This is a genomic window from Streptomyces sp. NPDC025651, assembly GCF_055558735.1.
This window is the reverse complement of the sequence record NZ_JBVHLZ010000007.1, coordinates 305949-327286: the sequence shown is the minus strand read 5'-3', so window position 1 is coordinate 327286 and position 21338 is coordinate 305949. Positions and strand designations below refer to the sequence as shown.

The window sequence follows — 21338 nt, the reverse complement described above, 5'->3', positions numbered from 1 at the left end:
GTGTTTCCCGCGGCGACACAGAGAACATTACCAGGCTTCAGGGGGTACTCGATCACCCCCGCCTCCCCCTGTGAACGGCTGATGACGACGCCCGCCCGCCCTTGGGCCCGAGGCCGGGGAGAGAGAGGATGAAGGGGACCACCAGCAGCGAATGCGGGAGGAACCAGCGTGAGCGGGTCCAGCACGGGCAAGGCCGTCACCGGTGAGGACGAGGTCGTCGACCTCTGTCGCGAACTGATCCAGATCGATACGAGCAACTACGGCGACCACTCGGGCCCGGGGGAGCGCAAGGCCGCCGAGTACGTCGCCGAGAAGCTCGCCGAGGTGGGCCTCGAACCGAAGATCTTCGAGTCCCACCCCGGCAGGGCCTCCACGGTCGCGCGGATCGAGGGCGAGGACCCCTCGCGGCCCGCGCTCCTCATCCACGGCCACACGGACGTCGTGCCCGCCAACGCCGCGGACTGGACGCACCACCCCTTCTCCGGCGAGATCGCGGACGGCTGCGTGTGGGGCCGGGGCGCCGTCGACATGAAGGACATGGACGCGATGACCCTCGCGGTGATCCGCGAGCGCATGCGCACCGGCCGCAAGCCCCCGCGCGACATCGTCCTCGCCTTCCTCGCGGACGAGGAGGCCGGCGGTACGTACGGCGCGCGGCACCTCGTCGACAACCACCCCGACCTCTTCGAGGGGTGTACGGAGGCGATCAGCGAGGTCGGCGGCTTCTCCTTCACCGTCAACGAGAACCTGCGGCTCTACCTCGTCGAGACGGCGCAGAAGGGCATGCACTGGATGAAGCTGACCGTGGACGGCACCGCCGGCCACGGTTCGATGATCCACAAGGACAACGCGATCACCGAGCTGTCCGAGGCCGTCGGGCGCCTTGGCCGGTACGACTGGCCGATCCGCGTCACCAAGACGCTGCGCCACTTCCTCGACGAGCTCGGCGACGCCCTGGGCACCGAGCTCGACCCGGAGAACATGGACGAGACGCTCGCCAAGCTCGGCGGCATCGCCAAGCTCATCGGCGCCTCCCTGAGGAACACCGCCAACCCGACGCAGCTCGGCGCCGGTTACAAGGTGAACGTGATCCCCGGACAGGCCACCGCGCACGTCGACGGCCGCTTCCTGCCCGGCTTCGAGCAGGAGTTCCTCGCCGACCTGGACCGGATCCTCGGTCCGAACGTCCGGCGCGAGGACGTGCACGCGGACAAGGCCTTGGAGACCACGTTCGACGGCGCTCTGGTCGACGCCATGCAGACGGCGCTGCGGGCCGAGGACCCGATCGCCCGCGCCGTGCCGTACATGCTCTCCGCGGGCACGGACGCCAAGTCCTTCGACGACCTGGGCATCCGCGGCTTCGGCTTCGCGCCGCTCAAGCTGCCGCCGGAGCTGGACTTCGCGGGCATGTTCCACGGCGTCGACGAGCGGGTGCCGGTGGACGGCCTGAAGTTCGGCGTCCGGGTCCTCGACCGCTTCATCGACGCGTCCTGAAGCGACGCTTCCTGATGGGAATCGGCCGTTTCGCGCGCTGAAACGACACTCCAATAATCGCCAGCGCGTACGTACTTGACTGAAAAGAGTGAAAGGAACCATAGGCTCGTAGCCCCATAAGTTTCTCCTCGTTACAGGTGATGCAGTCCGCGGCTGGGACTGCATTTGCCAACAAGGAGGAAAAATGATCAAGAAGGTCGTCGCTGCTGCGGCTGCCACTGGTGGTCTCGTGCTCGCTGGTGCGGGTGTCGCCGCTGCCGACGCCGGTGCCCAGGGTGCCGCCGTGAAGTCCCCCGGTGTTGTCTCGGGCAACGTCATCCAGGTGCCGGTCCACGTGCCGGTGAACGCCTGCGGCAACACGGTCTCCGTGATCGGGCTGCTGAACCCCACCTTCGGCAACACCTGCATCAACAAGTGACGTTGTTGTGCCTCACCCCTTGAGGGTCTGAGTCCGTCGGCCCCGGAGCGCGCGCCATGCGCTCCGGGGCCGTCGGGCATTCCGCGTCCTGGCAAGGAGGCCCGGACGTACTCCGGAAGGTAAAAGGCAGGGAACAGCTATGCGACAGGTCACGCGCAAAGGCCTGATCACCGTGGCGGCCGCGACCGGCGTACTCGCCGTCAGCGGTGGCTACGCACACGCGGACTCGGGTGCCAAGGGGAGCAGTTCGAATTCCCCCGGCGTACTGGCGGGCAATTCCGTCCAGGTTCCCGTTGACGTTCCGGTCAACGTGTGCGGCAACACCGTGAACGTCGTCGGGGTCCTCAACCCCGCGGCGGGCAACAACTGCGTCAACACCTCGGGCGGCGGGGGCGGCGGTTCGCACAAGCCCTCCGGCGGCGGCGCGAAGGCGGAGGGCCGCACCAGCGACTCACCCGGCGTCGCCTCGGGCAACAACGTGCAGTTGCCGGTCAACGCCCCGGTGAACGTCTGCGGCAACAGCGTCACCATCGGCGGCCTCGGCAACACCACCGCGGGCAACGACTGCGCCAACGAGTCCGACGACTCGGTGACCCCGCCGGGCGGCGAGAAGCCCCCGACGGGACCCGAGCAGCCGGGCAAGCCGGAACAGCCGGGCAACCCCGAGCAGCCGGGCAACCCCGAGCAGCCCGGCAAGCCCGAGCAGCCCGGCAAGCCCGAGCAGCCCGGCAACCCCGAGCAGCCGGGCAAGCCGGAACAGCCCGGCAAGCCCGAGCGGCCCGGGAACCCGCAGAAGCCGGAGAACCCGGTCGATCGCGGAACGTCGAACCACCCGGGCACGCAGATCGTCACCCCGCCCGAGGGGACGTCGCAGCTCGCGGAGACCGGCAGTGAGGTGCCGCTCGGGCTCGCGCTGCCGGTGGGCGCCGGCGCGCTGATCGCGGGCACCGTGCTCTACCGCAGGGCGCGGGCGACCGCCTGAGTCACGCGGCCGAGCAGGCAGGAACGGAGCGGGCCCCGCGTCAGCGGGGCCCGCTCCGTTTCCCTGTTCGCGGCCCGCGCCGAGCTCTCTGTGTCCTCTGCGCCTTCCCGGCTTCTCCTCGTTCGCCGCTTCTTTGTTCAGCCGCCCCTGTCCGTGCTCACCAGGTGGCCCTCACCTGGCGGATGATCCGCCGCTTCAGCCGCACCCTGCGGCTGCCGTCGCGGTGCAGGCTCAGGCGGTCCAACTCCCAGTGTCCGTACTCCGCGTGGTCCGTCAGCAGGCGCGTGGCTTCCTTGCGGGAGACCCCGCGCGGTACATACACGTCGACAAATTCGTATTCCGGCATCGCATCTATTGTGCGGGCATGGGCCCGGTACGGATAGCGTCTGCACTATGTCTGATGCTGCGCAGCCCACCGCTGCCGAGGTACGTGCCGCCGCCGAGGCGGTCAAGACCGCGCTCGACCGCCACCTGGCCGCGGTCGAACGCAGGTCGGGCGAGGACGATCCGGCCGTGTACGAGGCGTTCAACGAACTCGCCGCGGCGGCCGAGGAGTACGACGAACTCCTCTACGACCGCTACGACGAGGTCACGCCCTTCGAGATCCCCGGCACGGAGGACGCGCTGCCGCCGTACCAGGGCCCGGAGGAGGCGAACGCGCTCAGCGTGCTGATCCGCCGTGACTACGCCGTGGCGGAGCCGCAGCGACTCCTCGCCCAGGCCCAGCGGGTCGCCGACCTCGACGCGGGCGGGGAGGAGGGGACGGGCCCCGCCGACACCGTGCACGGCGCGCTCGGTGTCCTCTTCGGGGAGTTCGAACCGGACGAAATCGCCTCGCGCCACAAGGAGTTCGGCCTGGAGGAGGGCGACTCCACGCTCTGGGTCACGGCGGCGGACACCCCCGCCGAGCCGGGGGAGTGGCTCGACGCCGCCTTCGACCAGGTCGACCCGCACCGGGTGGTGTGCCGCTTCGACGTCAGCGCGGTCTTCGACGACGAACTCGACGACGACGGCCTGGACGGTCTCGACACGGACGACGTCGACATCGACCCGGACGTGGCGGTGCCGATCGACGAGATCGACGAAGAGGACAGGGACGACGAGACCCGCGGTGCGGGAGGCGCGCGAGGCGCCGGTCACTGACCCCCGCCGACACCGCCGGCCGCGCCGAATCGCTCCTGCGAGCACATGAGCCCCTCCCCGAGGAGGGGCTCATCGTCGTCCGACGGGCGGGATCAGACCGCCGCCGTCGGCACCTGTGGGCGCAGCAGGGTCTGCAGGCGCGTCGTGCGGTCCTTCCAGAGGCGCTCCGCCACCGCGCGCGGCAGCGCCTGCTCCACGCCCTGCACGACCGACAGATGCCGCTCGCCGCGGCTGAACGCGGTGTACACCCACGGCCGGGTCAGCGACTGCGCGGCGTCGCCCGGCAGCACCACGACCACGGCGGGCCAGCGAAGGCCCGTCGCCTGGTGCGCGGTGAGCGCCCAGGCGTGCCGCACCTCCTGCTCCACCCGCTCCTTGCGTACGACGACGGGGGCGCCGTCGCACTCCAGGTGCAGCCCCTCCGCGTCGGCCCGCACCACACGGCCGAGCGTCGTGCGGCCCGCCGCCGGGACGTGGGCGATCCGGTCGCCGGGGTCGAAGCCGCCGAAGCGGCCGGGGCCCGGGTTGAGCCGCTCCTTGAGCGCGGTGTTGAGCGCGCGCGTGCCCGCGGCGCCGCCGTGTCCCGGCGTGATGACCTGCGTCTGCTCGGCGGGCACCCCGATCGCCCTCGGCACCGAGTCCGCGACGAGCTGCACGGTGCGGTGGATCGCCTCGGCCGCGTCGCGCACGGGGACGAGCACGACCTCCTTGCCGGGGGCGTCGACCTGGTTCAGCTCGCCGATGCCGATGCCGGACGTCAACTCCCCGATGGGGCCGGGGTCCGGGGTGCGCGAGACGACCTGGGGGCAGCAGCGCGCGGCGACGAGGTCCGCGAAGACCCGGCCGGGGCCCGCCGACCACAGCACGCCAGGATCCCCGGCGAGCACCAGGCGGGCGCCGTCCGGCAGGGACTCCACGAGCATCGCCGCGGTCTCCACGTCCAACTGCGGTGCGTCCAGGACGACCAGGAGGTCGAGCGCGAGCGCGCCGTCCGCGTCGCGCCCGGGGCCCTGCGCCCCGGAGAGCAGCCCCGCCACGGTCACCGCGGTCTCGTCCGAGCCCGTGGCCCGCGCGAGGCGGCGGCGGCCGTCGGCGCTGTGGGCCGCGGCGCACACCCGCAGGCCCAGCGCCGCGGCGGCGGTCACCAGCGCGGCGGGCTCGGCGCGGGCCGCCTCGCCGCCGGAGTGCAGCACGAGGCCGTGCCCGGCGACGGCGCGGATCAGCTCGGCGGTGGAGCCCGACGCCTGCGCCGCGGCGGCCTCCCAGTCGGCGTCCGCGGGGCCGGAAGCGTCGTCCTTCGCCAGGGAGTTGATCACGCGGGCGAGTCCGTCGGCGAGGCTCTCCTCCGCCAGTGCGTACCGCTCGAGGCCGATCAGGACGCGGACCGGGCGCTCCGGTTCCTCGTCGGCGCCCTCCTGGCCGTCCTCCCCGGCTCGCTGGACCGGCAGCTCGGTGCCCTCGACGGCGTCCTGGAAGACCAGGGCGTCACCCTCGGCGAGGGCGCTCTGCACGGCCGCGTCCGGGTCGGGCACCGAGCGCTGCCCGAGCGCCGCGGTCAGGGCCGCGGCGTCGAGCGCCGTGTGCCCCGCGACGGCGGCCTGCTCCAGCAGCCACACGGTGACGGCGCGGCCCCTGCGCTCGTCGTCGGGCCCGCACTCCGGGCCGAGCAGGGCCCTGGCGAAGCCGTCGGCCTGCTCGGGCCGCACACCGGTGACCCGCAGCAACTGCCAGGGGTCCGCGCGCAGTCGTTCCTCGGCACCCTCGCCGAGCGCGGCCGCCGTGGGCGCGGCGAGCGCGGCGGGGGCACCGCCCTCGGCGAGCACGGCGCGGACCGCGGCGACGGCCTCCTCCGGGGGCGCCACCGCGGCCGCGGACGGCTGCGGGCGCACGGGCTCGGGGGCGGGGGACGGCGCGGGCCTGCGCGGCGCGGGCTCCGGCTCCCGGAAGGCGCTCGCGACGGGCTTCTCGCCGCTCTCCACGGCGCGCACGGCGGCCAGCAGATCGGCCGCCGTCCCGCTCAGCTTCGCCCCGGCCTCGACCGGCCCCTGCTTCGCCGCCTTCCGCTGCTCGATCCGCTCCCGAAGCTCCCGCTGCGCGGCGATCTCGGCCTCGGCCTCGGAGACCTCGGCCGCGCCTTCGCTCCCCTCCGCGGCTCCGCCGTCGGCCGCTTCCTCGGCGCCCTGCGCGGCTTCGGCCCCGTCCTCCGTCGCCTCGGGGGTCGGCTCCGGCTCGGCTCCGGCGTCCGGCTCCTGCTCGGCGCGCGGGATGTTCTCGGCGGCCTGTGTGGCGTCGGTCGCGGCTTCGCCGGGGGGCGTGGCCGCGGCGTCCGGCGTCCCCGGCGCGGTTTCCTCCGCGGCAGCGGGTTCCGTACTCACAGGGTGCTCCAGTCGTGATCGGGATAGCGGTGCACGGGCGCCGACACGTCGTCGAGCGCCTGGCAGATCTCGTCAGGAAGACTAAGGGTCTCCACTGACAATGCGGCCGTGAGCTGCTGCGCGTTGCGCGCGCCGACGATCGGGGCGGTCACCCCTGGGCGGTCCCGCACCCACGCGAGGGCGACCTGGAGCGGGCTCGCCGCGAGGCCGTCCGCGGCCGTGGCGACCGCGTCGACGATGCGGCTCGCGGTGTCGTCGAGGTAGGGCGCGACGAAGGGCGCCATCTGGTCGGAGCCGCCGCGCGAGTCGGCGGGGGTGGAGTGACGGTACTTCCCGGTGAGCACGCCCCGGCCGAGGGGGGAGGAGGGCAGCAGGCCCACCCCGAGGTCGACCGCCGCGGGCAGCACCTCGCGCTCGATGCCGCGCTGCAGCAGGGAGTACTCCATCTGCGCCCCGGCCAGGCGGGTGCGGGTGCCCGGGAGCGCGAGCTGCCACGTCGCGGCCTTGGCGAGCTGCCAGCCGCAGAAGTTGGAGACCCCGGCATAGCGGGCCCGACCGCTGCTGACCGCGATGTCCAGGGCCTGCAGCGTCTCCTCCAGAGGCGTGTCCGGATCGAAGGCGTGCACCTGCCACAGGTCCACGTGGTCCGTGCCGAGACGGGCGAGCGAGGCGTCGAGCGCGGCCAGCAGATGCCCCCGGGAGCCGTCGAAGCGGCGCTCGGGGTCCGGCACGCTGCCCGCCTTGGTCGAGATGACCAGGTCGCGCCGCGGCACGAGCCGCTCGATCAGGCGTCCGAGCAGATACTCGGCCTCCCCGTCGCCGTACACATCGGCCGTGTCGACGAGGGTGCCGCCCGCCTCCCAGAACACCTTCAACAGGTCGGCGGCGTCGTTCTCCTCGGTGTGACCCCAGGTGAGGGTGCCGAGTCCGATGCGGGACACGCGCAGGCCGGTCCGGCCGAGATGCCTCTGCTCCATGGGCGCTGAGATTACTGGCCGGATCCCCGCGGCGGGCGAGGCTGTGGACAAACCAGCGATTGTGGAGAACTCGACCCCCGGTTCGAGGGGATGCGGCCTCTGTGCCGGCCCCGTTCCGGCACGCGTTCGATCCGTCACTGACGGATCAGGCGCCGCGCGCTACAGTCCCCGGCACAGGGACGTTACTCATGAGTACATCGGTTAGGGGATCGGCCATGCAGCTCGGGATCAACCTCGGCTACTGGGGCGCCGGAATGGACGCCGACAATCTCGCGGTCGCCAAGGAGGCCGACAAGCTGGGCTACGCGGTCTGCTGGGCCGCCGAGGCGTACGGCTCGGACGCCGCGACGGTGCTGTCCTGGGTGGCCGCGCACACCGAGCGCATCGACATCGGCTCGGCGATCTTCCAGATCCCGGCCCGGCAGCCCGCGATGACCGCGATGACGGCGGCCACCCTCGACTCGCTCTCCGGCGGCCGCTTCCGCCTGGGCCTCGGCGTCTCGGGCCCGCAGGTCTCCGAGGGCTGGTACGGCGTGAAGTTCGACAAGCCGCTGGCCCGCACGCGCGAGTACGTCGAGATCGTCCGCAAGGCCATGACCCGCGAGCGTCTCTCCTACGAGGGCGAGCACTGGACGCTGCCGCTGCCCGGCGGCCCCGGCAAGCCCATCAAGCTGACCGTCCACCCGCAGCGCGAGCACATCCCGCTGTACGTCGCCGCGATCGGCCCGAAGAACCTGGAGCAGACCGGCGAGATCGCCGACGGCGCCCTGCTGATCTTCCCGGCCGCCGAGCACCTGGAGGAGACGGCGATCAAGCACCTGCGCGCAGGGCGGGAGAAGGCCGGCAAGACCATGGAGGGCTTCGACGTCGTCCCGACTCTGCCCCTCGCGGTCGGCGAGGACTCCCAGGTCGACGCCCTGGCCGACATGTTCCGGCCGTACACCGCGCTGTACGTGGGCGGCATGGGCAGCCGCAAGCAGAACTTCTACAACCAGCTCGCGCGGCGCATGGGGTACGAGAAGGAGGCCGCCGAGATCCAGGACAAGTACCTGGCGGGCGACAAGGAGGGCGCGGCCGCCGCCGTCCCGCGGCAGCTGATCGACTCGACGACCCTGCTCGGCTCCGTGGACCGGATCGCCGACCGGATGCGGGCCTACGCCGCGGCCGGTGTCACCACGCTCACGCTGGCCCCCGCGGGCTTCACGCTGGAGGACCGGATCGCCTCCCTGCGCGCCGGCACCGAGGCGCTGGAGCGCGCGGGCCTGTAAGGAGAGAGACGGAGAAGTCTGCGGCCGTGGTGGGGGCTCGGGGGGTCTTCCCCGCCACGGCCGTCACGGGGAACAACGCGTCACGGGGCCCGCGGTTACGGCCTCGGGCGCCGTGGGTGTCCTTCGTTCGGCGGAGCTGACCCGTACAGCTGTTGCCCAGTGGTGAACCACGCACTTGACTATTTCTTTGCGGAGGTTCGCGCACAGGGCATGGAGGTGCCAGTGATGCTGTCGGCCAAGAGTGTCTTCGAAGAGATCCTCGACCACGACGAGTCGTTCCGGCTCTTCTGCTCCATCGCGGCCAGCGGGGAGGCCCAGGGCGGATGGGAGAACGGCCGCATCGCCGCCCTCGTCCCCGAGAGCGAGCGCGCGCTCGCCCCCAAGATCGCCCGGCACGGCGCCGACGAGGACAAGCACGGCAGGATCTTCAACGCGCTGATGAGGAAGCGCGGCCTGGAGCCGGTCGAGGTCCCGCACGAGACCGACTACACGATGCTCCTGGAGAAGCACGGCATCGGACTCGCGCACGAACAGCTCAAGGCCGACAAGCCGCTCTCCGTGCAGGACGTCGTCACCTACCTCGCCCACAGCAGAGTCACGGAGCAGCGCGCCTCCGAACAGATGCGGCTGTTGCTCAAGTACTTCGCTGACCACCCGGACATCGGCCGCGCGGTGCGGATGATCTCCAACGACGAGGACAACCATCTCGCCTACTGCCACGAGGAGTTGCTCCGCTTCGCGTACGCCGGGCACGGCCGCGCCATCCAGCACACCCTGCGCGAGTGCGCGCTCGCCGAGATCCGGGTCTACCGCGACGTGAGCCTCGCCGTGATGGACCACATGGGGCGCATCCTCGGCTGGTCCCCGGCCAAGCAGAAGCTGCTCGCCGCCGGCATCCACGCCGTGTACGGGTACGAGAGGCTCGGCGGCTGGCGGCGGATGGTGTCCCTGAAGACGCCCGAGCGGCGCGACGCACTGGGCGGCCCCGCCGCGTCCGCTCCCGAGTTCGCCTGACGCGGGACCGCTCTAGAGCCAGCCCCGGTGCTTGAACATCCGGTACAGGACGACCTCCAGGAGGGCCATCAGGAGGATCACGGCGGGGTAGGTCCACCACCAGTGCAGCTCGGGCATGTGGTCGAAGTTCATGCCGTAGATCCCCGCGATCATCGTGGGGACCGCCGCCATGGCCGCCCACGCCGAGATCTTCCGCATGTCGTCGTTCTGCCGCACGCTCATCTGTGCCAGATGCGCGGACAGGATGTCCGACACCAGCCGGTCCAGGCCCTCCACGGATTCGTTCACGCGCGTCAGGTGGTCGTTGACGTCCCGGAAGAAGGGCTGGGCCGTCTCGTCCACGAACGGCACCGCGGGGCCGAAGGGGCCCACTCCGGAGAGGCGTGCCAAGGGGAGCGCCAGCGGCCCCGTGGCCCGGCGGAATTCGAGGATCTGCCGTTTGAACGTGTAGATCCGGGACGCCGTGTTGCGCGAGCCCCCGCCGTCCGGCGAGAAGACCTCCGCCTCCAGGACCTCCAGGTCGGCCTGCAACTCGTCGGCGACCTCCAGATAGTGGTCCACCGAGGCGTCCGCGATCGAGTACAGGACGGCGGTCGGGCCGTGCTTGAGGACGTCGGGGTCGGCCTCCAGGCGGTGGCGCACGACGCCGAGCGGCGCTCCCTCGCCGTGACGGACGGTCACCACGAACGAGTCGCCCATGAAGATCATGACCTCGCCGGAGGAGACGGCGTCGCTGTCCGGCTCGTACACGACCGGCTTGAGGACCATGAACACCGAGTCGTCGTAGACCTCCAGCTTGGGGCGCTGATGGGCCTTGAGGGCGTCCTCCACGGCCAGGGGGTGAAGCCCGAACTCCTGGCTGACCGTGTCGAACTCGTCCTCCGTCGGCTCGTGCAGACCGATCCACACGAACGCGTCACCGGCGGCCCGCGCCTCGTCCAGGGCGTCGGAGAAGTCCTGGGGGCCTTCGGTCCGACGGCCCTCGCGATAGATGGCGCAGTCGACAATCACACTGCGCATTGTTCCCAGCCTCCCCACCTGTTGCACCTCCACGGGCGCTTAGGCTGAGTCGCATGCCCACGCTGATCCTCGTCCGGCACGGACGCTCCACCGCCAACACCGCGGGTCTGCTCGCCGGGTGGACCCCCGGCGTGGCCCTCGACGAGCGAGGCGCCGCACAGGCCGCGGCGCTGCCCGAACGGCTCGCCGCGCTGCCCCTGGCCGAGGTCGTCACGAGCCCCCTGCAGCGCTGCAGGGAGACCGTCGCGCCGCTGCTCGCCGCGCGGCCCGGACTGCGGGCGCACACCGAGGACCGCATCGGTGAGTGCGACTACGGCGACTGGTCGGGCCGCAAGCTCGCCGAGCTCGCCGACGAACCGCTGATGGAGGTCGTCCAGCGGCACCCGTCCGCCGCCGCGTTCCCCGGCGGCGAGTCCATGCGCGCCATGCAGACACGGGCGGCCGAGGCGGTCCGCGAGTGGAACGCGCGCGTGGAGCGCGACCACGGCGAGGACGCCGTCTACCTGATGTGCTCCCACGGCGACATCATCAAGTCCCTTGTCGCGGAGGCCATCGGGCTCCACCTCGACCTCTTCCAGCGCATCTCCGTGGAGCCCTGTTCCGTCACCGTCATCCGCTACACCCGGCTGCGCCCCTTCCTCGTACGCCTCGGGGACACCGGCGACTTCGCCTCCCTCGCGCCGCGCGAGCAGCCGCCGAGCGGCGACGCCACGGTGGGGGGCGGTGCGGGCGCACCGTGATCGTCGCCCGCAGTAGGGTGAAGCGGTTGAAACAGCAGCCCCCTTGCAGTCGGTCCCATCGCAGTCGATCCAATGGAGACAGGACGTGTCCCGTCAGGTGTTCCTCTACGACCCGCCGGAGCGCTTCGTCGCGGGAACGGTCGGGCTGCCCGGACGGCGAACCTTCTTCCTCCAGGCCTCCGCGGGGATCAGGGTGACCAGCGTCGCCCTGGAGAAGACCCAGGTGGCCGCGCTCGCCGAGCGCATGGAGGAGCTTCTCGACGAGGTCGTGCGCCGCAGCGGGGGCAACGCCGCCGTGCCGGCCGTCGCGCCCGCCGAGATCACCGACAGCGCGCCGCTCGACTCCCCCGTGGAGGAGGAGTTCCGCGTCGGCACGATGGCGCTCGCCTGGGACGGCGAACAGGAGCGGATGATCGTCGAGGCCCAGGCGCTCGTCGAGCTGGACGCCGATTCCGACGACGACCTCGCCGAGGCCGAGGAAAGACTCCTGCAGGACGAGGAGAACGGCCCGCCGATGCTGCGCGTCCGCCTCACCGGAGCGCAGGCCCGCGCCTTCGCCAAGCGCGCCCTCGACGTCGTGAACGCCGGCCGTCCGCCGTGCCCGCTGTGCAGCCTCCCGCTCGACCCGGAAGGACACGTATGCCCGCGCCAGAACGGATACCGGCGGGGAGCGTGACCGTCGCCGACCCCGTCGCGCTCCTCACCCGCGGCGAGCTGACCGTGCGCGGCCGCATCCGTGAGGCCTCGAACGCGGTGCTCTACTGCACCGTCGCGTACGAGGGCCAGGAGGCCGCCTGCGTCTACAAGCCCGTGGCGGGGGAGCGCCCCCTGTGGGACTTCCCCGACGGCACGCTCGCGCAGCGCGAGGTCGCCGCGTACGAGGTGTCGCGGGCCACCGGCTGGGACCTCGTGCCGCCGACCGTCCTGCGGGACGGACCGCACGGCGAGGGCATGTGCCAGCTGTGGATCGACGCCTCGGGCGACGCGGAACTGCTCGCCCTGGTGGACGGCGACGAGGCGGGCGAGGGCTGGAAGGCGGTCGGCCTCGCCCAGGTCGACGAGGAGCGCACGGCGCTGCTCGTGCACGCGGACGACGTGGCGCTGCGGCGGCTCGCGGTCCTCGACGCGGTGATCAACAACAGCGACCGCAAGGGCGGCCATCTGCTCGCCGCCGACGGCCGCCTCTACGGCATCGACCACGGCGTCACCTTCCACGCCGAGAACAAGCTGCGCACGCTGCTGTGGGGGTGGGCGGGGGAGCCGCTGACCGGTGAGGCCGTCGAGGTCCTGCAGGCCCTTCAGGACGGGCTCAAGGAGGGCGCGGCCCTGGCCGAGCGGCTGGGCGCGCTGATCACCGGCGCGGAGACCGAGGCGCTGCGCGCGCGGGTGGCCGCCCTCCTGGAGTCCGGGCGCCATCCGGAGCCGAGCGGCGACTGGCCCGCTATTCCCTGGCCGCCCGTGTGATCCCCCACTCGTATGCGGACGCCCCGTCCGGTTAGGCTCATGGCATGCATGCCTGGCCCGCTTCTGAGGTCCCCGCCCTTCCTGGCAAGGGCCGCGACCTCCGGATCCACGACACCGCGACCGGTGGACTCGTCACCCTCGACCCCGGTCCCGTCGCCCGTATCTACGTCTGCGGCATCACTCCGTACGACGCGACCCACATGGGTCACGCGGCGACTTACAACGCGTTCGACCTCGTGCAGCGCGTGTGGCTCGACACCAAGCGGCAGGTTCACTACGTCCAGAACGTGACCGACGTGGACGACCCGCTCCTGGAACGCGCCAACCGCGACGGCAAGGACTGGGTCGAGCTCGCCGAGGGCGAGACCGCCCTGTTCCGCGAGGACATGACCGCGCTCCGGCTCCTGCCGCCGAAGCACTACATCGGAGCCGTCGAGGCGATACCCGGCATCGTGCCGCTCGTCGAACGGCTCCGGGACATGGGCGCCGCCTACGAACTCGAGGGCGACATCTACTTCTCCGTCGAGTCCGACGCCCACTTCGGGGAGGTGTCCGGGCTCGACGCCGCCGCCATGAAGCTGCTCTCCGCCGAGCGCGGCGGCGACCCGGAGCGTGTGGGCAAGAAGGACCCGCTCGACCCGATGCTCTGGATGGCGGCCCGCGAGGGCGAGCCGAGCTGGGACGGCGGCAGCCTGGGCCGCGGCCGGCCCGGCTGGCACATCGAGTGCGTGGCCATCGCCCTCGACCACCTGGGGATGGGCTTCGACGTGCAGGGCGGCGGATCCGACCTGGCGTTCCCGCACCACGAGATGGGCGCCTCGCACGCCCAGGTCCTGACCGGCGAGTTCCCCTTCGCCAAGGCCTACGTCCACGCGGGCATGGTGGCCCTGGACGGCGCGAAGATGTCCAAGTCCAAGGGCAACCTCGTCTTCGTGTCGAAGCTGCGGCGCGACGGCGTGGACCCGGCGGCCATCCGCCTCGCCCTGCTCGCGCACCACTACCGCGCGGACTGGGAGTGGACGGACGCCGTCCTTGAGGAGGCCGTCGAGCGGCTCGGCCGCTGGCGCGCCGCCGTCTCGCGTCCCGACGGGCCCCCTGCCGAGGCGCTCGTCGAGGAGATCCGCGACGCCCTCGCCAACGACCTGGACGCGCCGACCGCGCTCGCCGCTGTCGACCGCTGGGCCGAGGCGCAGGCCTCCGGCGGGGGGACGGATGAAGGTGCGCCCGGTGTTGTTTCGCGGGCCGTCGACGCGTTGCTTGGCGTTGCCTTGTAGGAGGAGTTGTCGCTGGTCGATCGCCCTTCGGGCTCGTCCTCGAACGCCGGACGGGCTGATTGATGGTCCCGTCCTCGTTCGTCGGACGGGCCCTCTGATGAAGATCGTCCGGCTCACCCTTCCCGAATGGGCCGCTCCGGAAATCCAGGAGCGGCCCATCAAAGTCCATGGCCCTGGCGCCCGTTGAGGCGCTAGACCTCCGCCATGAGATCTCCCACGCGCTTCAGATCGGTGGCCGCCGCCGCCCTCCTGGGCCTTCTCGCGGCCTTCGCGGGACCCGGTGGCGGTGCCGCGCAGGCCGCCGACGAGCCCGCGACCACCGTCGGCGACGTCACCGGGTTCGACGCCGAAGGGCCCGTCTACCGCCTGACCGCGGGCCGGGCCGAGGCCCGCGTCAGCTTCGTCTCGACGGAGACCTTCCGTCTCGAACTCGCCCCCGACGGGAAGTTCACCGACCCCACCGGCAAGGACATCGTCCTGCCGCAGGGGAAGGCGCCGCGCACCACGTGGGCGGACAAGGGCGACCGTTACGAGCTGAGCACCTCCGAGGTGACGCTGCGCGCCTACAAGTCGCCGCTCCGCTTCGCCCTCCACCGCGCCGACGGCAGCCGGATCTGGGCCGAGTCCAAGGGCCTGACCTGGACCAAGGACGCCACGACGCAGAGCCTGGCGCGCGGCGCCGACGAGCAGTTCTACGGCGCGGGGATGCAGAACGGCCGCGGCAACACCTCGCACCGCGGCAAGAAGGTCGAGGTGAGCGTCGACTACGAGTGGGACGACGGCGGACACCCCAACTCCGTGCCGTTCTACCTCTCTTCGGCCGGGTACGGCGTCTTCAGGAACACCTACGCCCCCAACACCTACGACTTCGCCGAGCCGGTGACCGCCACCGCGAAGGAACAGCGCTTCGACGCCTACTACTTCGCGGGCAGGGGCGACGACGCGGCCAAGGACGTCATCGGGCAGTACACGAAGCTCACCGGCAAGCCCTTCCTGCCGCCGATCTACGGCATGGAGATCGGCGACGCCGACTGCTATCTGCACAACGCCAACCGCGGCGAGCGCCACACCCTGGACTCCCTGAAGGTCGCCGACGGCTACGTCGAGCACGACATGCCCAATGGCTGGATGCTCGTCAACGACGGCTACGGCTGCGGCTACGAGAACCTCGCCGAGACCTCCAAGGGCCTGGCCGAGCGCAAGATGAAGATGGGCCTGTGGACCGAGGACGGCCTCGACAAGATCGCCGAGCAGGTCAGGGCGGGCCAGCGCGTCGCCAAGCTGGATGTCGCCTGGGTCGGCGACGGCTACAAGAAGGCGCTCGACGGCTGCAAGGACGCCTACAAGGGCATCGAGGACAACAGCGACGCCCGCGGCTTCACCTGGGCCCCCGAGAGCTGGTCGGGCGCGCAGCGCTGCGGCGTGCAGTGGTCCGGCGACCAGAGCGGCAGCTGGGAGTACATCCGCTGGCAGATCCCGACGTACGCGGGGGCGACCATGTCCGGGCTCGCCTACACGACCGGTGACGTCGACGGCATCTTCGGCGGCAGCCCCAAGACGTACGTACGCGACCTGCAGTGGAAGATGTTCCTGCCCGTCACGATGACGATGGACGGCTGGGCCGCCAGCGACAAGCAGCCCTTCCGCCAGGGCGAGCCCTACACCTCCGTCAACCGGAAGTACCTGAAGCTGCACGAGTCGCTGCTGCCCTACCTGTACTCGTACGCCCACGAGGCGACGAAGACCGGGGTCGGCGCCGTACGGCCGCTCGCCTTGGAGTACCCCCATGACCCCAAGGCCGCGACCGACGCCGCCAAGTACGAGTTCCTGACCGGCGAGGACTTCCTCGTCGCGCCCGTGTACAAGGACACCACCACCCGCGACGGGATCTACCTGCCCGAGGGCACCTGGACCGACTACTGGACCGGGCGGACCTATCAGGGGCCCACCACCGTCGACGGCTACAGCGCGCCCCTGGACACGCTGCCGCTGTTCGTCAGGGGCGGTGCGACCGTGCCGATGTGGCCGGGCGGCATCCGCTCGTACGAGGACAGGACGGCGGACTCGCCGCTCGCCTGGGACGTCTACCCGCGGGGGAGGTCCTCCTTCGAGCTGTACGAGGACGACGGCGTGACCCGGCAGCACCGCGCGGGGAAGTACGCCACGCAGCGCGCGGACGTGCGGGCGCCGCGCTCCGGCGCGGGCGACGTGAGCGTGCGGATCGGCGCCATCGAGGGGCAGTTCGCCGGGAAGCAGCGCTCGCGGCCCTACGCCTTCACGCTGCACACCGGGGACGCGCCCAGCCGCGTCGAGCTCGGCGGGCACCGGGTGCCGCGGTTCGCCTCGAAGGCCGCGTACGAGCGGGGCGGGCAGGGCTGGTTCTACGACCGCGACGACCGCGGCGGCGTCGTGAAGGTGAAGACGGCGTCCCGACGCACCGACCGGGCCTTCACGTTGAGGCTGAAGGACACGAGTGCCGTCGGCGGCGCCGTGCCCGGGGCGAGCGCCACCGTGAGCGTCCCCGCGGGGCAGGAACTCGGCGCGGGCACGCGGGGCGAGGTGGCCGTCGACGTCACGGCCGGCACCAAGGACGCGACCGGCGTCGACGTCACGATCGACGCACCCGAGGGCTGGACCGCCGGTGCCGCCGAGGTCGACCGGATCCCGGCGGGCACCACGCGCCGCGTCGAGGTGGCGCTCACCCCGGCCAAGGGCGCGGACCCCGGCGAGAAGTCGCTGACCGCGAGCGCCCGTTACCGCTCCGCGGGCCAGGACCGCACCGACACCGGCCGGTTCGCGCTCGGCGTGATGCCCGAGGCGCCCGGCAAGGACACCTGGGCGAGCGACATGGTGTGGCTGAAGTCCACCAACGGCTACGGCCCCGCCGAACGCGACCGCAGCAACGGCGAGTCGGCCGCGGGCGACGGGCGCACGCTGACCCTCGCGGGAAAGACGTACGAGAAGGGCATCGGCACGCACGCCGACTCCGTGATCGAGGTCTATCCCGGCGGCCGTTGCTCGACGTTCACCGCGGACGTGGGCATCGACGACGAGATCAACGGCTATGGGGAGGTGGCCTTCTCCGTCGAGGCCGACGGCAGGGTGCTGTGGACCTCGCCGAAGGTGACGGGGGCGTCGGCGACCGTTCCGGTGGACGTCGACGTGCGCGGCGCCCGGCACGTGGAGCTGAAGGCGAGCGACACCAACGGCTCCAGGAGCGGGGACCACGCGGACTGGGCGGCTGCCCGGTTCACCTGCGCCTGAGCGGGCAGGGAGCGGCGCCGGGCGGGAAGGACTCCGCCCGGCGCCGCCGTTCGTCCACGCGAGGAGTCGGACGAGCGCTCAGGTCACTTGGTGACCACGATGGCCAGCAGGTAGCCCGGGTTGTTGGTGTCGTAGTACCCGATCACCTGCTGCCCGAAGGCGAACGCCTCCTGGACCTCGTCGTGGGTCTGCGGGTTGGGGTTGATGAACGCGCGCCAGTTGCCGTCGACGTACAGGTAGAGGATCGACGCCTGGCCGGGCAGCGGCTGGACGACGTCCCAGAACGCCGTCGCCACGTTCGACGCGAGGGCCTGGGTGGAGATCTCCGGCGCCTGCGCCTGCGGGACCTGCTGCTCCTGGCCGAACTGCTGCAGCAGCTGCTGGAACGGCTGCTGCTGGCCCAGCTGTTGGAGCTGCTGGCGCAGCTGCGGCGGGACCTGCTGGCCCTGCTGCCCTTGGACGCCCTGCTGGCCCTGGATCCCCGACTGGCCCTGGATGCCCTGCTGGGGACCGTACTGCTGCTGGCCGAACGGCTGCTGCTGGGACTGCTGTTGACCGTACTGCTGCGGCGGGGCCGTGCTCGGGCTCTGCTGCTGGCCGGGCTGCTGCTGGCCGTACTGGCCGTACTGCTGGCCTTGTTGCTGACCCAACTGGCTCATTTGCGGGGTGGTGCTCATGCGGGTGCCACCTTCCCTCAATGGTTGTGGTCCTTCAGCAGTTCTGCAGTGCTGGAGTGCTTGCGTGCCGGTCGTGCCTCAACCCGTGACGACCAGGCCGACGACCTCGTCGTCCGCGAACCAGACGCGTACGTCCGGACTGCCCCCGGCGAAGGCGGTGTGCACCGCCTGGCGCGTCTCGGGGGACGGGTTGTCGAGATTGCGCCACTCCCCGGCCACGAACAGCCGGAGCCTCGGCGGGAGTTCCGGAGGGTACGGGAGCAGCTCGTCCCAGTACCGCTCGGCCCGCCCCGAACCCACCGCCGACGGCAGCAGGTTCGTGACCGCCGCCTTGATGTCGGGGCGGTTGCCTATGCGCTGCGACGCCGGCCTGCCCGGCGCGTCCTGCTGCGGCGAGCCCGTGGAGCGCAGCACCGCGCGGGCCCGGTCCGGCGTCATCAGCTGCTGGCCCGCTGCCTTGAGCATGCCCTGCAGCGCGGCCAGCGCGCCGACCACGATCGGCGACGCGGAGGACGTGCCGGAGAACGTGTCGGTGTACCAGGCGATCTCCTCGGCGCCGCCCTGCAGATCGCCGGGCCGGTCCCAGAAGCCGCCGGTCGTGGTGGTCTCGCGGCCCCAGCCCTGCGCGTCCACGCGGGCGCCGTAGTTGGAGAACGCGAGACGGGAGCGGTCGGGGCCGTGGTCGCGGCCGTGCGTGCCGGGCGGCGGGGCGCCCGCGCCGACCAGGACCGCGCCGGAGGAACGGTTGGTGGGGTTGAACGGGTTGCGCCACCAGGACGGGAAGCCGTCCGGCCTGCGTTCGTAGACCGCGTCGTCCAGGGACTCCGCGCCGTTGCCCGCGGCGCCCACCACGAGTACGCCCTTCGCGGTGGCGTAGCGCACCGCGGCGTAGTCGTCCGGCCACCACTCGATGGCGATGTAGCCCTTCTGGTCGTCGCGCGGCTCGAAGTCGAACCTCGGCCCCGGGCGGTGCAGTTCGAGCAGGATGATGTCGCCGGGGCTGAGGCGGTCGGCCGCCGCGTGGATGGTGGCCGCCGTGCCGAGCGGCTGGAAGGAGGCGGCCGCGGTCACGGCCTGGGGCGCGATGCCGGTGACGCCGAGGGTGTTGCGGTCGCCGCCGATGACGCCGATCACCGCGGTGCCGTGGTTGCGCCATGCCACGTCCTGGATGGGGGTGCCGACGACGACGCCCGCGAGCTTCGCGGCGAGGTCCTCGTGGCGCAGCTGCCAGGCGCCCTCGACGTCGATGACGGTGACGCCCTCGCCGGAGCCGCCGATGCGCTGCCAGGCCCAGCGGGCGTCGACGCCCTGGGGGGCGGGGTCCAGGTAGCCCTGCCGGCTGGTGAAGTCGGGCGTGACGGGCATGCCCTCCTTGCGGCGCCGGGTCGCCTCGTCGAGGTCCTGCGGCTGGGCGTGCGCGGGGTCGATGGCGGCGGGGACGGCGCCCGGCTTCACGTACGCCGTGTCGATGCCCGGCAGCGCGGCCATCCGCGAGCGCAGTTCCTGGGCGCGGTCCTCGCCGCCGCGCACGCGGTAGAAGAGGGCGAGGTCGGGCAGATCCTCTTCGGCCTCGCCGGGGGGCACCGCGGCCCGCAGCCGGTCCTCGTTGCCGAACAGCGGCTCCAGGGCGATCTGTTCGTCGGAGAGGAACATGTTCAGGGCCGACACGTCGGAGCCGGATGCCGAGCGTACGTCCCGCTCCCCGGCGCGCAGCCGGGCCTCGGGCCGGGCGACGACGATCAGCTCCTGCTCGGCTCCTCGGTAGGTGAATCCCATTCCGTCGGGGCCCGGTCCGCTGGCTCCGGGGTCCCGCGCCGGGTCTGTCTGGTCGGTCATCGCTTCACCGCTCCCTTCGGGTGCCGTGCTGTGCGCTGGGCCACACCTTCGGGGCACACCCTGCTACGGGCTCGGCCACTCGTCCACCCCTCTTTTCCGCAACAGAGTTTGAAGGGAAGTTGAAGCGGGAACCCCGTGCAATTCGGCCATGAACGGCACTTGGTTCATGAACGGCGCTTCATCCATGAACGGCGCTTCGTTCATGAAAAGCACCATGGGGCGGCACCCGCGCGGGTGCCGCCCCATGGCCGTGCCGGAGAAGATCCTCAGTCGTCCGAGGACTCGGCGGGACCGGAGTCGTCGCTGTCGCCGTCGCCCTCCGTGCCCTGTCCGGGCCGCTGCGTGGGCTTCGGCTTCGGGGGCCGGGTGCGGTCGCTCGGCGCGTCCCGCAGATACGCCGCCCCGTCGCCGCCGTCACGGCGCCGCAGATACCGCTCGAACTCGCGGGCGATGGCCTCGCCCGAGGCCTCGGGGAGCTCCGCGGTGTCCCGCGCCTCCTCCAGGGACTGGACGTACTCGGCGACCTCGCTGTCCTCGGCGGCCAGCTGGTCCACGCCCAGCTGCCAGGCGCGCGCGTCCTCGGCCAGCTCGCCCAGCGGGATGCGCAGGTCGATCAGGTCCTCCAGGCGGTTGAGCAGCGCGAGCGTGGCCTTCGGGTTCGGCGGCTGCGAGACGTAGTGCGGCACGGCCGCCCAGAGGCTGACGGCCGGGACGCCCGCGTGCGTGCACGCCTCCTGGAGGATGCCGACGATGCCCGTCGGACCCTCGTACTTCGTCTCCTCCAGGTCCATGGTGCGGGCCAGGTCCGGATCGGACGTGACGCCGCTGACCGGGACCGGCCGGGTGTGCGGGGTGTCGCCGAGCAGCGCGCCCATGATCACCACCAGCTCGACGCCCAGTTCGTGCGCGAAGCCGAGGATCTCGTTACAGAACGAGCGCCAGCGCATCGACGGCTCGATCCCGCGGACCAGGACGAGGTCACGGGGCTTGTCGCCGCCGACGCGGACCACGGAGAGCCGGGTCGTCGGCCACGTGATCTTGCGGACCCCGCCGTCCAGCCAGACGGTGGGGCGGTTGACCTGGAAGTCGTAGTAATCCTCGGCGTCGAGCGCCGCGAACACCTCGCCCTTCCACTCCTTGTCGAGATGCGCGACCGCGGTGGAGGCGGCGTCGCCGGCGTCGTTCCAGCCCTCGAACGCGGCCACCATGACCGGGTCGACCAGCTCGGGAACCCCCTCGAGCTCGATCACCCAGGCCTCCTTCCGACGTTCCCTTGCGTACGCCCCAACCTTACGGCGTCGGCCGGGTCCGTCCGCAGCCCCCTTGCGTGGGGGAGTGCGTGATCACTGCCCATCCACATCGCCGGGAAACGGCCGGTTCGTGCGGGGGCGC

At 71.9% G+C, this 21338-nt stretch carries 19 protein-coding genes; 11 read left to right on the top strand and 8 right to left on the bottom strand.

Annotated features, from left to right (window positions below; all coding sequences use genetic code 11):
• Window positions 1-168: 168 nt before the first annotated feature.
• From ACZ4D5_RS25590 to ACZ4D5_RS25580, 3 genes are all read left to right on the top strand, one after another.
• Window positions 169-1494, top strand: coding sequence for a M20/M25/M40 family metallo-hydrolase (locus tag ACZ4D5_RS25590; RefSeq protein WP_467774718.1), 1326 nt, complete (start codon window positions 169-171; stop codon window positions 1492-1494).
• 184 nt (window positions 1495-1678) lie between these two features.
• Window positions 1679-1912 (top strand): chaplin ChpH, encoded by a 234-nt coding sequence (gene chpH / locus ACZ4D5_RS25585; protein WP_362327364.1) that lies wholly within the window; start codon window positions 1679-1681, stop codon window positions 1910-1912.
• A 139-nt stretch (window positions 1913-2051) separates the two neighbouring features.
• A complete protein-coding gene (locus ACZ4D5_RS25580) occupies window positions 2052-2894 on the top strand; it encodes a chaplin (RefSeq protein WP_467774717.1) in 843 nt (280 codons plus the stop codon).
• Window positions 2895-3051: 157 nt separating this feature from the next.
• Here the strand turns inward: ACZ4D5_RS25580 and ACZ4D5_RS25575 are convergent, their stop codons facing one another.
• Window positions 3052-3240: a DUF5703 family protein gene (locus ACZ4D5_RS25575; protein WP_015032473.1), complete on the bottom strand. Its 189-nt coding sequence runs from the start codon at window positions 3238-3240 to the stop codon at window positions 3052-3054.
• A gap of 47 nt (window positions 3241-3287) precedes the next feature.
• Between ACZ4D5_RS25575 and ACZ4D5_RS25570 the strand changes: the two genes are divergently transcribed.
• A complete protein-coding gene (locus tag ACZ4D5_RS25570; RefSeq protein ID WP_467774716.1) occupies window positions 3288-4037 on the top strand; it encodes a hypothetical protein in 750 nt (249 codons plus the stop codon).
• A 92-nt stretch (window positions 4038-4129) separates the two neighbouring features.
• Here the strand turns inward: ACZ4D5_RS25570 and ACZ4D5_RS25565 are convergent, their stop codons facing one another.
• Together ACZ4D5_RS25565 and ACZ4D5_RS25560 are read right to left on the bottom strand one after the other, a co-directional pair.
• Window positions 4130-6412: a helix-hairpin-helix domain-containing protein gene (locus ACZ4D5_RS25565; RefSeq protein ID WP_467774715.1), complete on the bottom strand. Its 2283-nt coding sequence runs from the start codon at window positions 6410-6412 to the stop codon at window positions 4130-4132.
• Entirely contained in the window at window positions 6409-7389 is a 981-nt protein-coding gene (locus ACZ4D5_RS25560) for an aldo/keto reductase (RefSeq protein ID WP_467774714.1), read from the bottom strand. Before ACZ4D5_RS25560 ends, ACZ4D5_RS25565 begins: the two co-directional genes overlap by 4 nt.
• Window positions 7390-7604: 215 nt before the next feature.
• On the opposite strand from ACZ4D5_RS25560, the gene ACZ4D5_RS25555 reads away from it, so the two are divergent.
• Together ACZ4D5_RS25555 and ACZ4D5_RS25550 are read left to right on the top strand one after the other, a co-directional pair.
• Window positions 7605-8657, top strand: a complete 1053-nt coding sequence (locus tag ACZ4D5_RS25555) for an LLM class F420-dependent oxidoreductase (RefSeq protein ID WP_467774893.1) — start codon at window positions 7605-7607, stop codon at window positions 8655-8657.
• Between the two features lie 225 nt (window positions 8658-8882).
• On the top strand, window positions 8883-9671 hold the full coding sequence (locus tag ACZ4D5_RS25550) for a ferritin-like domain-containing protein (RefSeq protein WP_467774713.1): 789 nt from the start codon (window positions 8883-8885) through the stop codon (window positions 9669-9671).
• A 12-nt stretch (window positions 9672-9683) separates the two neighbouring features.
• Here the strand turns inward: ACZ4D5_RS25550 and corA are convergent, their stop codons facing one another.
• The gene (corA, locus tag ACZ4D5_RS25545; RefSeq protein WP_467774892.1) at window positions 9684-10682 is read right to left on the bottom strand and encodes a magnesium/cobalt transporter CorA; all 999 of its coding nucleotides are present in this window, start codon (window positions 10680-10682) and stop codon (window positions 9684-9686) included.
• A gap of 62 nt (window positions 10683-10744) precedes the next feature.
• Here corA and ACZ4D5_RS25540 point away from each other — a divergent pair, with 62 nt between their 5' ends.
• From ACZ4D5_RS25540 to ACZ4D5_RS25520, 5 genes are all read left to right on the top strand, one after another.
• Window positions 10745-11431 (top strand): histidine phosphatase family protein, encoded by a 687-nt coding sequence (locus tag ACZ4D5_RS25540; RefSeq protein ID WP_467774712.1) that lies wholly within the window; start codon window positions 10745-10747, stop codon window positions 11429-11431.
• A gap of 85 nt (window positions 11432-11516) precedes the next feature.
• A complete protein-coding gene (locus tag ACZ4D5_RS25535; protein WP_362327382.1) occupies window positions 11517-12107 on the top strand; it encodes a DUF3090 domain-containing protein in 591 nt (196 codons plus the stop codon).
• Window positions 12071-12895 (top strand): SCO1664 family protein, encoded by an 825-nt coding sequence (locus tag ACZ4D5_RS25530; RefSeq protein WP_467774711.1) that lies wholly within the window; start codon window positions 12071-12073, stop codon window positions 12893-12895. The genes ACZ4D5_RS25535 and ACZ4D5_RS25530 overlap by 37 nt, the downstream gene beginning before the upstream one ends.
• A gap of 44 nt (window positions 12896-12939) precedes the next feature.
• Window positions 12940-14169, top strand: coding sequence for a cysteine--1-D-myo-inosityl 2-amino-2-deoxy-alpha-D-glucopyranoside ligase (gene mshC, locus ACZ4D5_RS25525; protein ID WP_467774710.1), 1230 nt, complete (start codon window positions 12940-12942; stop codon window positions 14167-14169).
• A gap of 204 nt (window positions 14170-14373) precedes the next feature.
• Window positions 14374-17433: an NPCBM/NEW2 domain-containing protein gene (locus ACZ4D5_RS25520; protein WP_467774709.1), complete on the top strand. Its 3060-nt coding sequence runs from the start codon at window positions 14374-14376 to the stop codon at window positions 17431-17433.
• Window positions 17434-17516: 83 nt separating this feature from the next.
• Here the strand turns inward: ACZ4D5_RS25520 and ACZ4D5_RS25515 are convergent, their stop codons facing one another.
• The 4 genes from ACZ4D5_RS25515 to ACZ4D5_RS25500 all read right to left on the bottom strand — a co-directional run bounded on the left by ACZ4D5_RS25515 (window position 17517) and on the right by ACZ4D5_RS25500 (window position 21196).
• A complete protein-coding gene (locus tag ACZ4D5_RS25515) occupies window positions 17517-18110 on the bottom strand; it encodes a hypothetical protein (protein ID WP_467774708.1) in 594 nt (197 codons plus the stop codon).
• A 78-nt stretch (window positions 18111-18188) separates the two neighbouring features.
• Window positions 18189-19946, bottom strand: a complete 1758-nt coding sequence (locus ACZ4D5_RS25510; RefSeq protein ID WP_467774707.1) for a S8 family peptidase — start codon at window positions 19944-19946, stop codon at window positions 18189-18191.
• Window positions 19947-20009: 63 nt separating this feature from the next.
• Entirely contained in the window at window positions 20010-20150 is a 141-nt protein-coding gene (locus ACZ4D5_RS25505; RefSeq protein WP_467774706.1) for a hypothetical protein, read from the bottom strand.
• A gap of 62 nt (window positions 20151-20212) precedes the next feature.
• On the bottom strand, window positions 20213-21196 hold the full coding sequence (locus ACZ4D5_RS25500) for a PAC2 family protein (RefSeq protein WP_467774705.1): 984 nt from the start codon (window positions 21194-21196) through the stop codon (window positions 20213-20215).
• Between the last annotated feature and the right edge of the window lie 142 nt (window positions 21197-21338).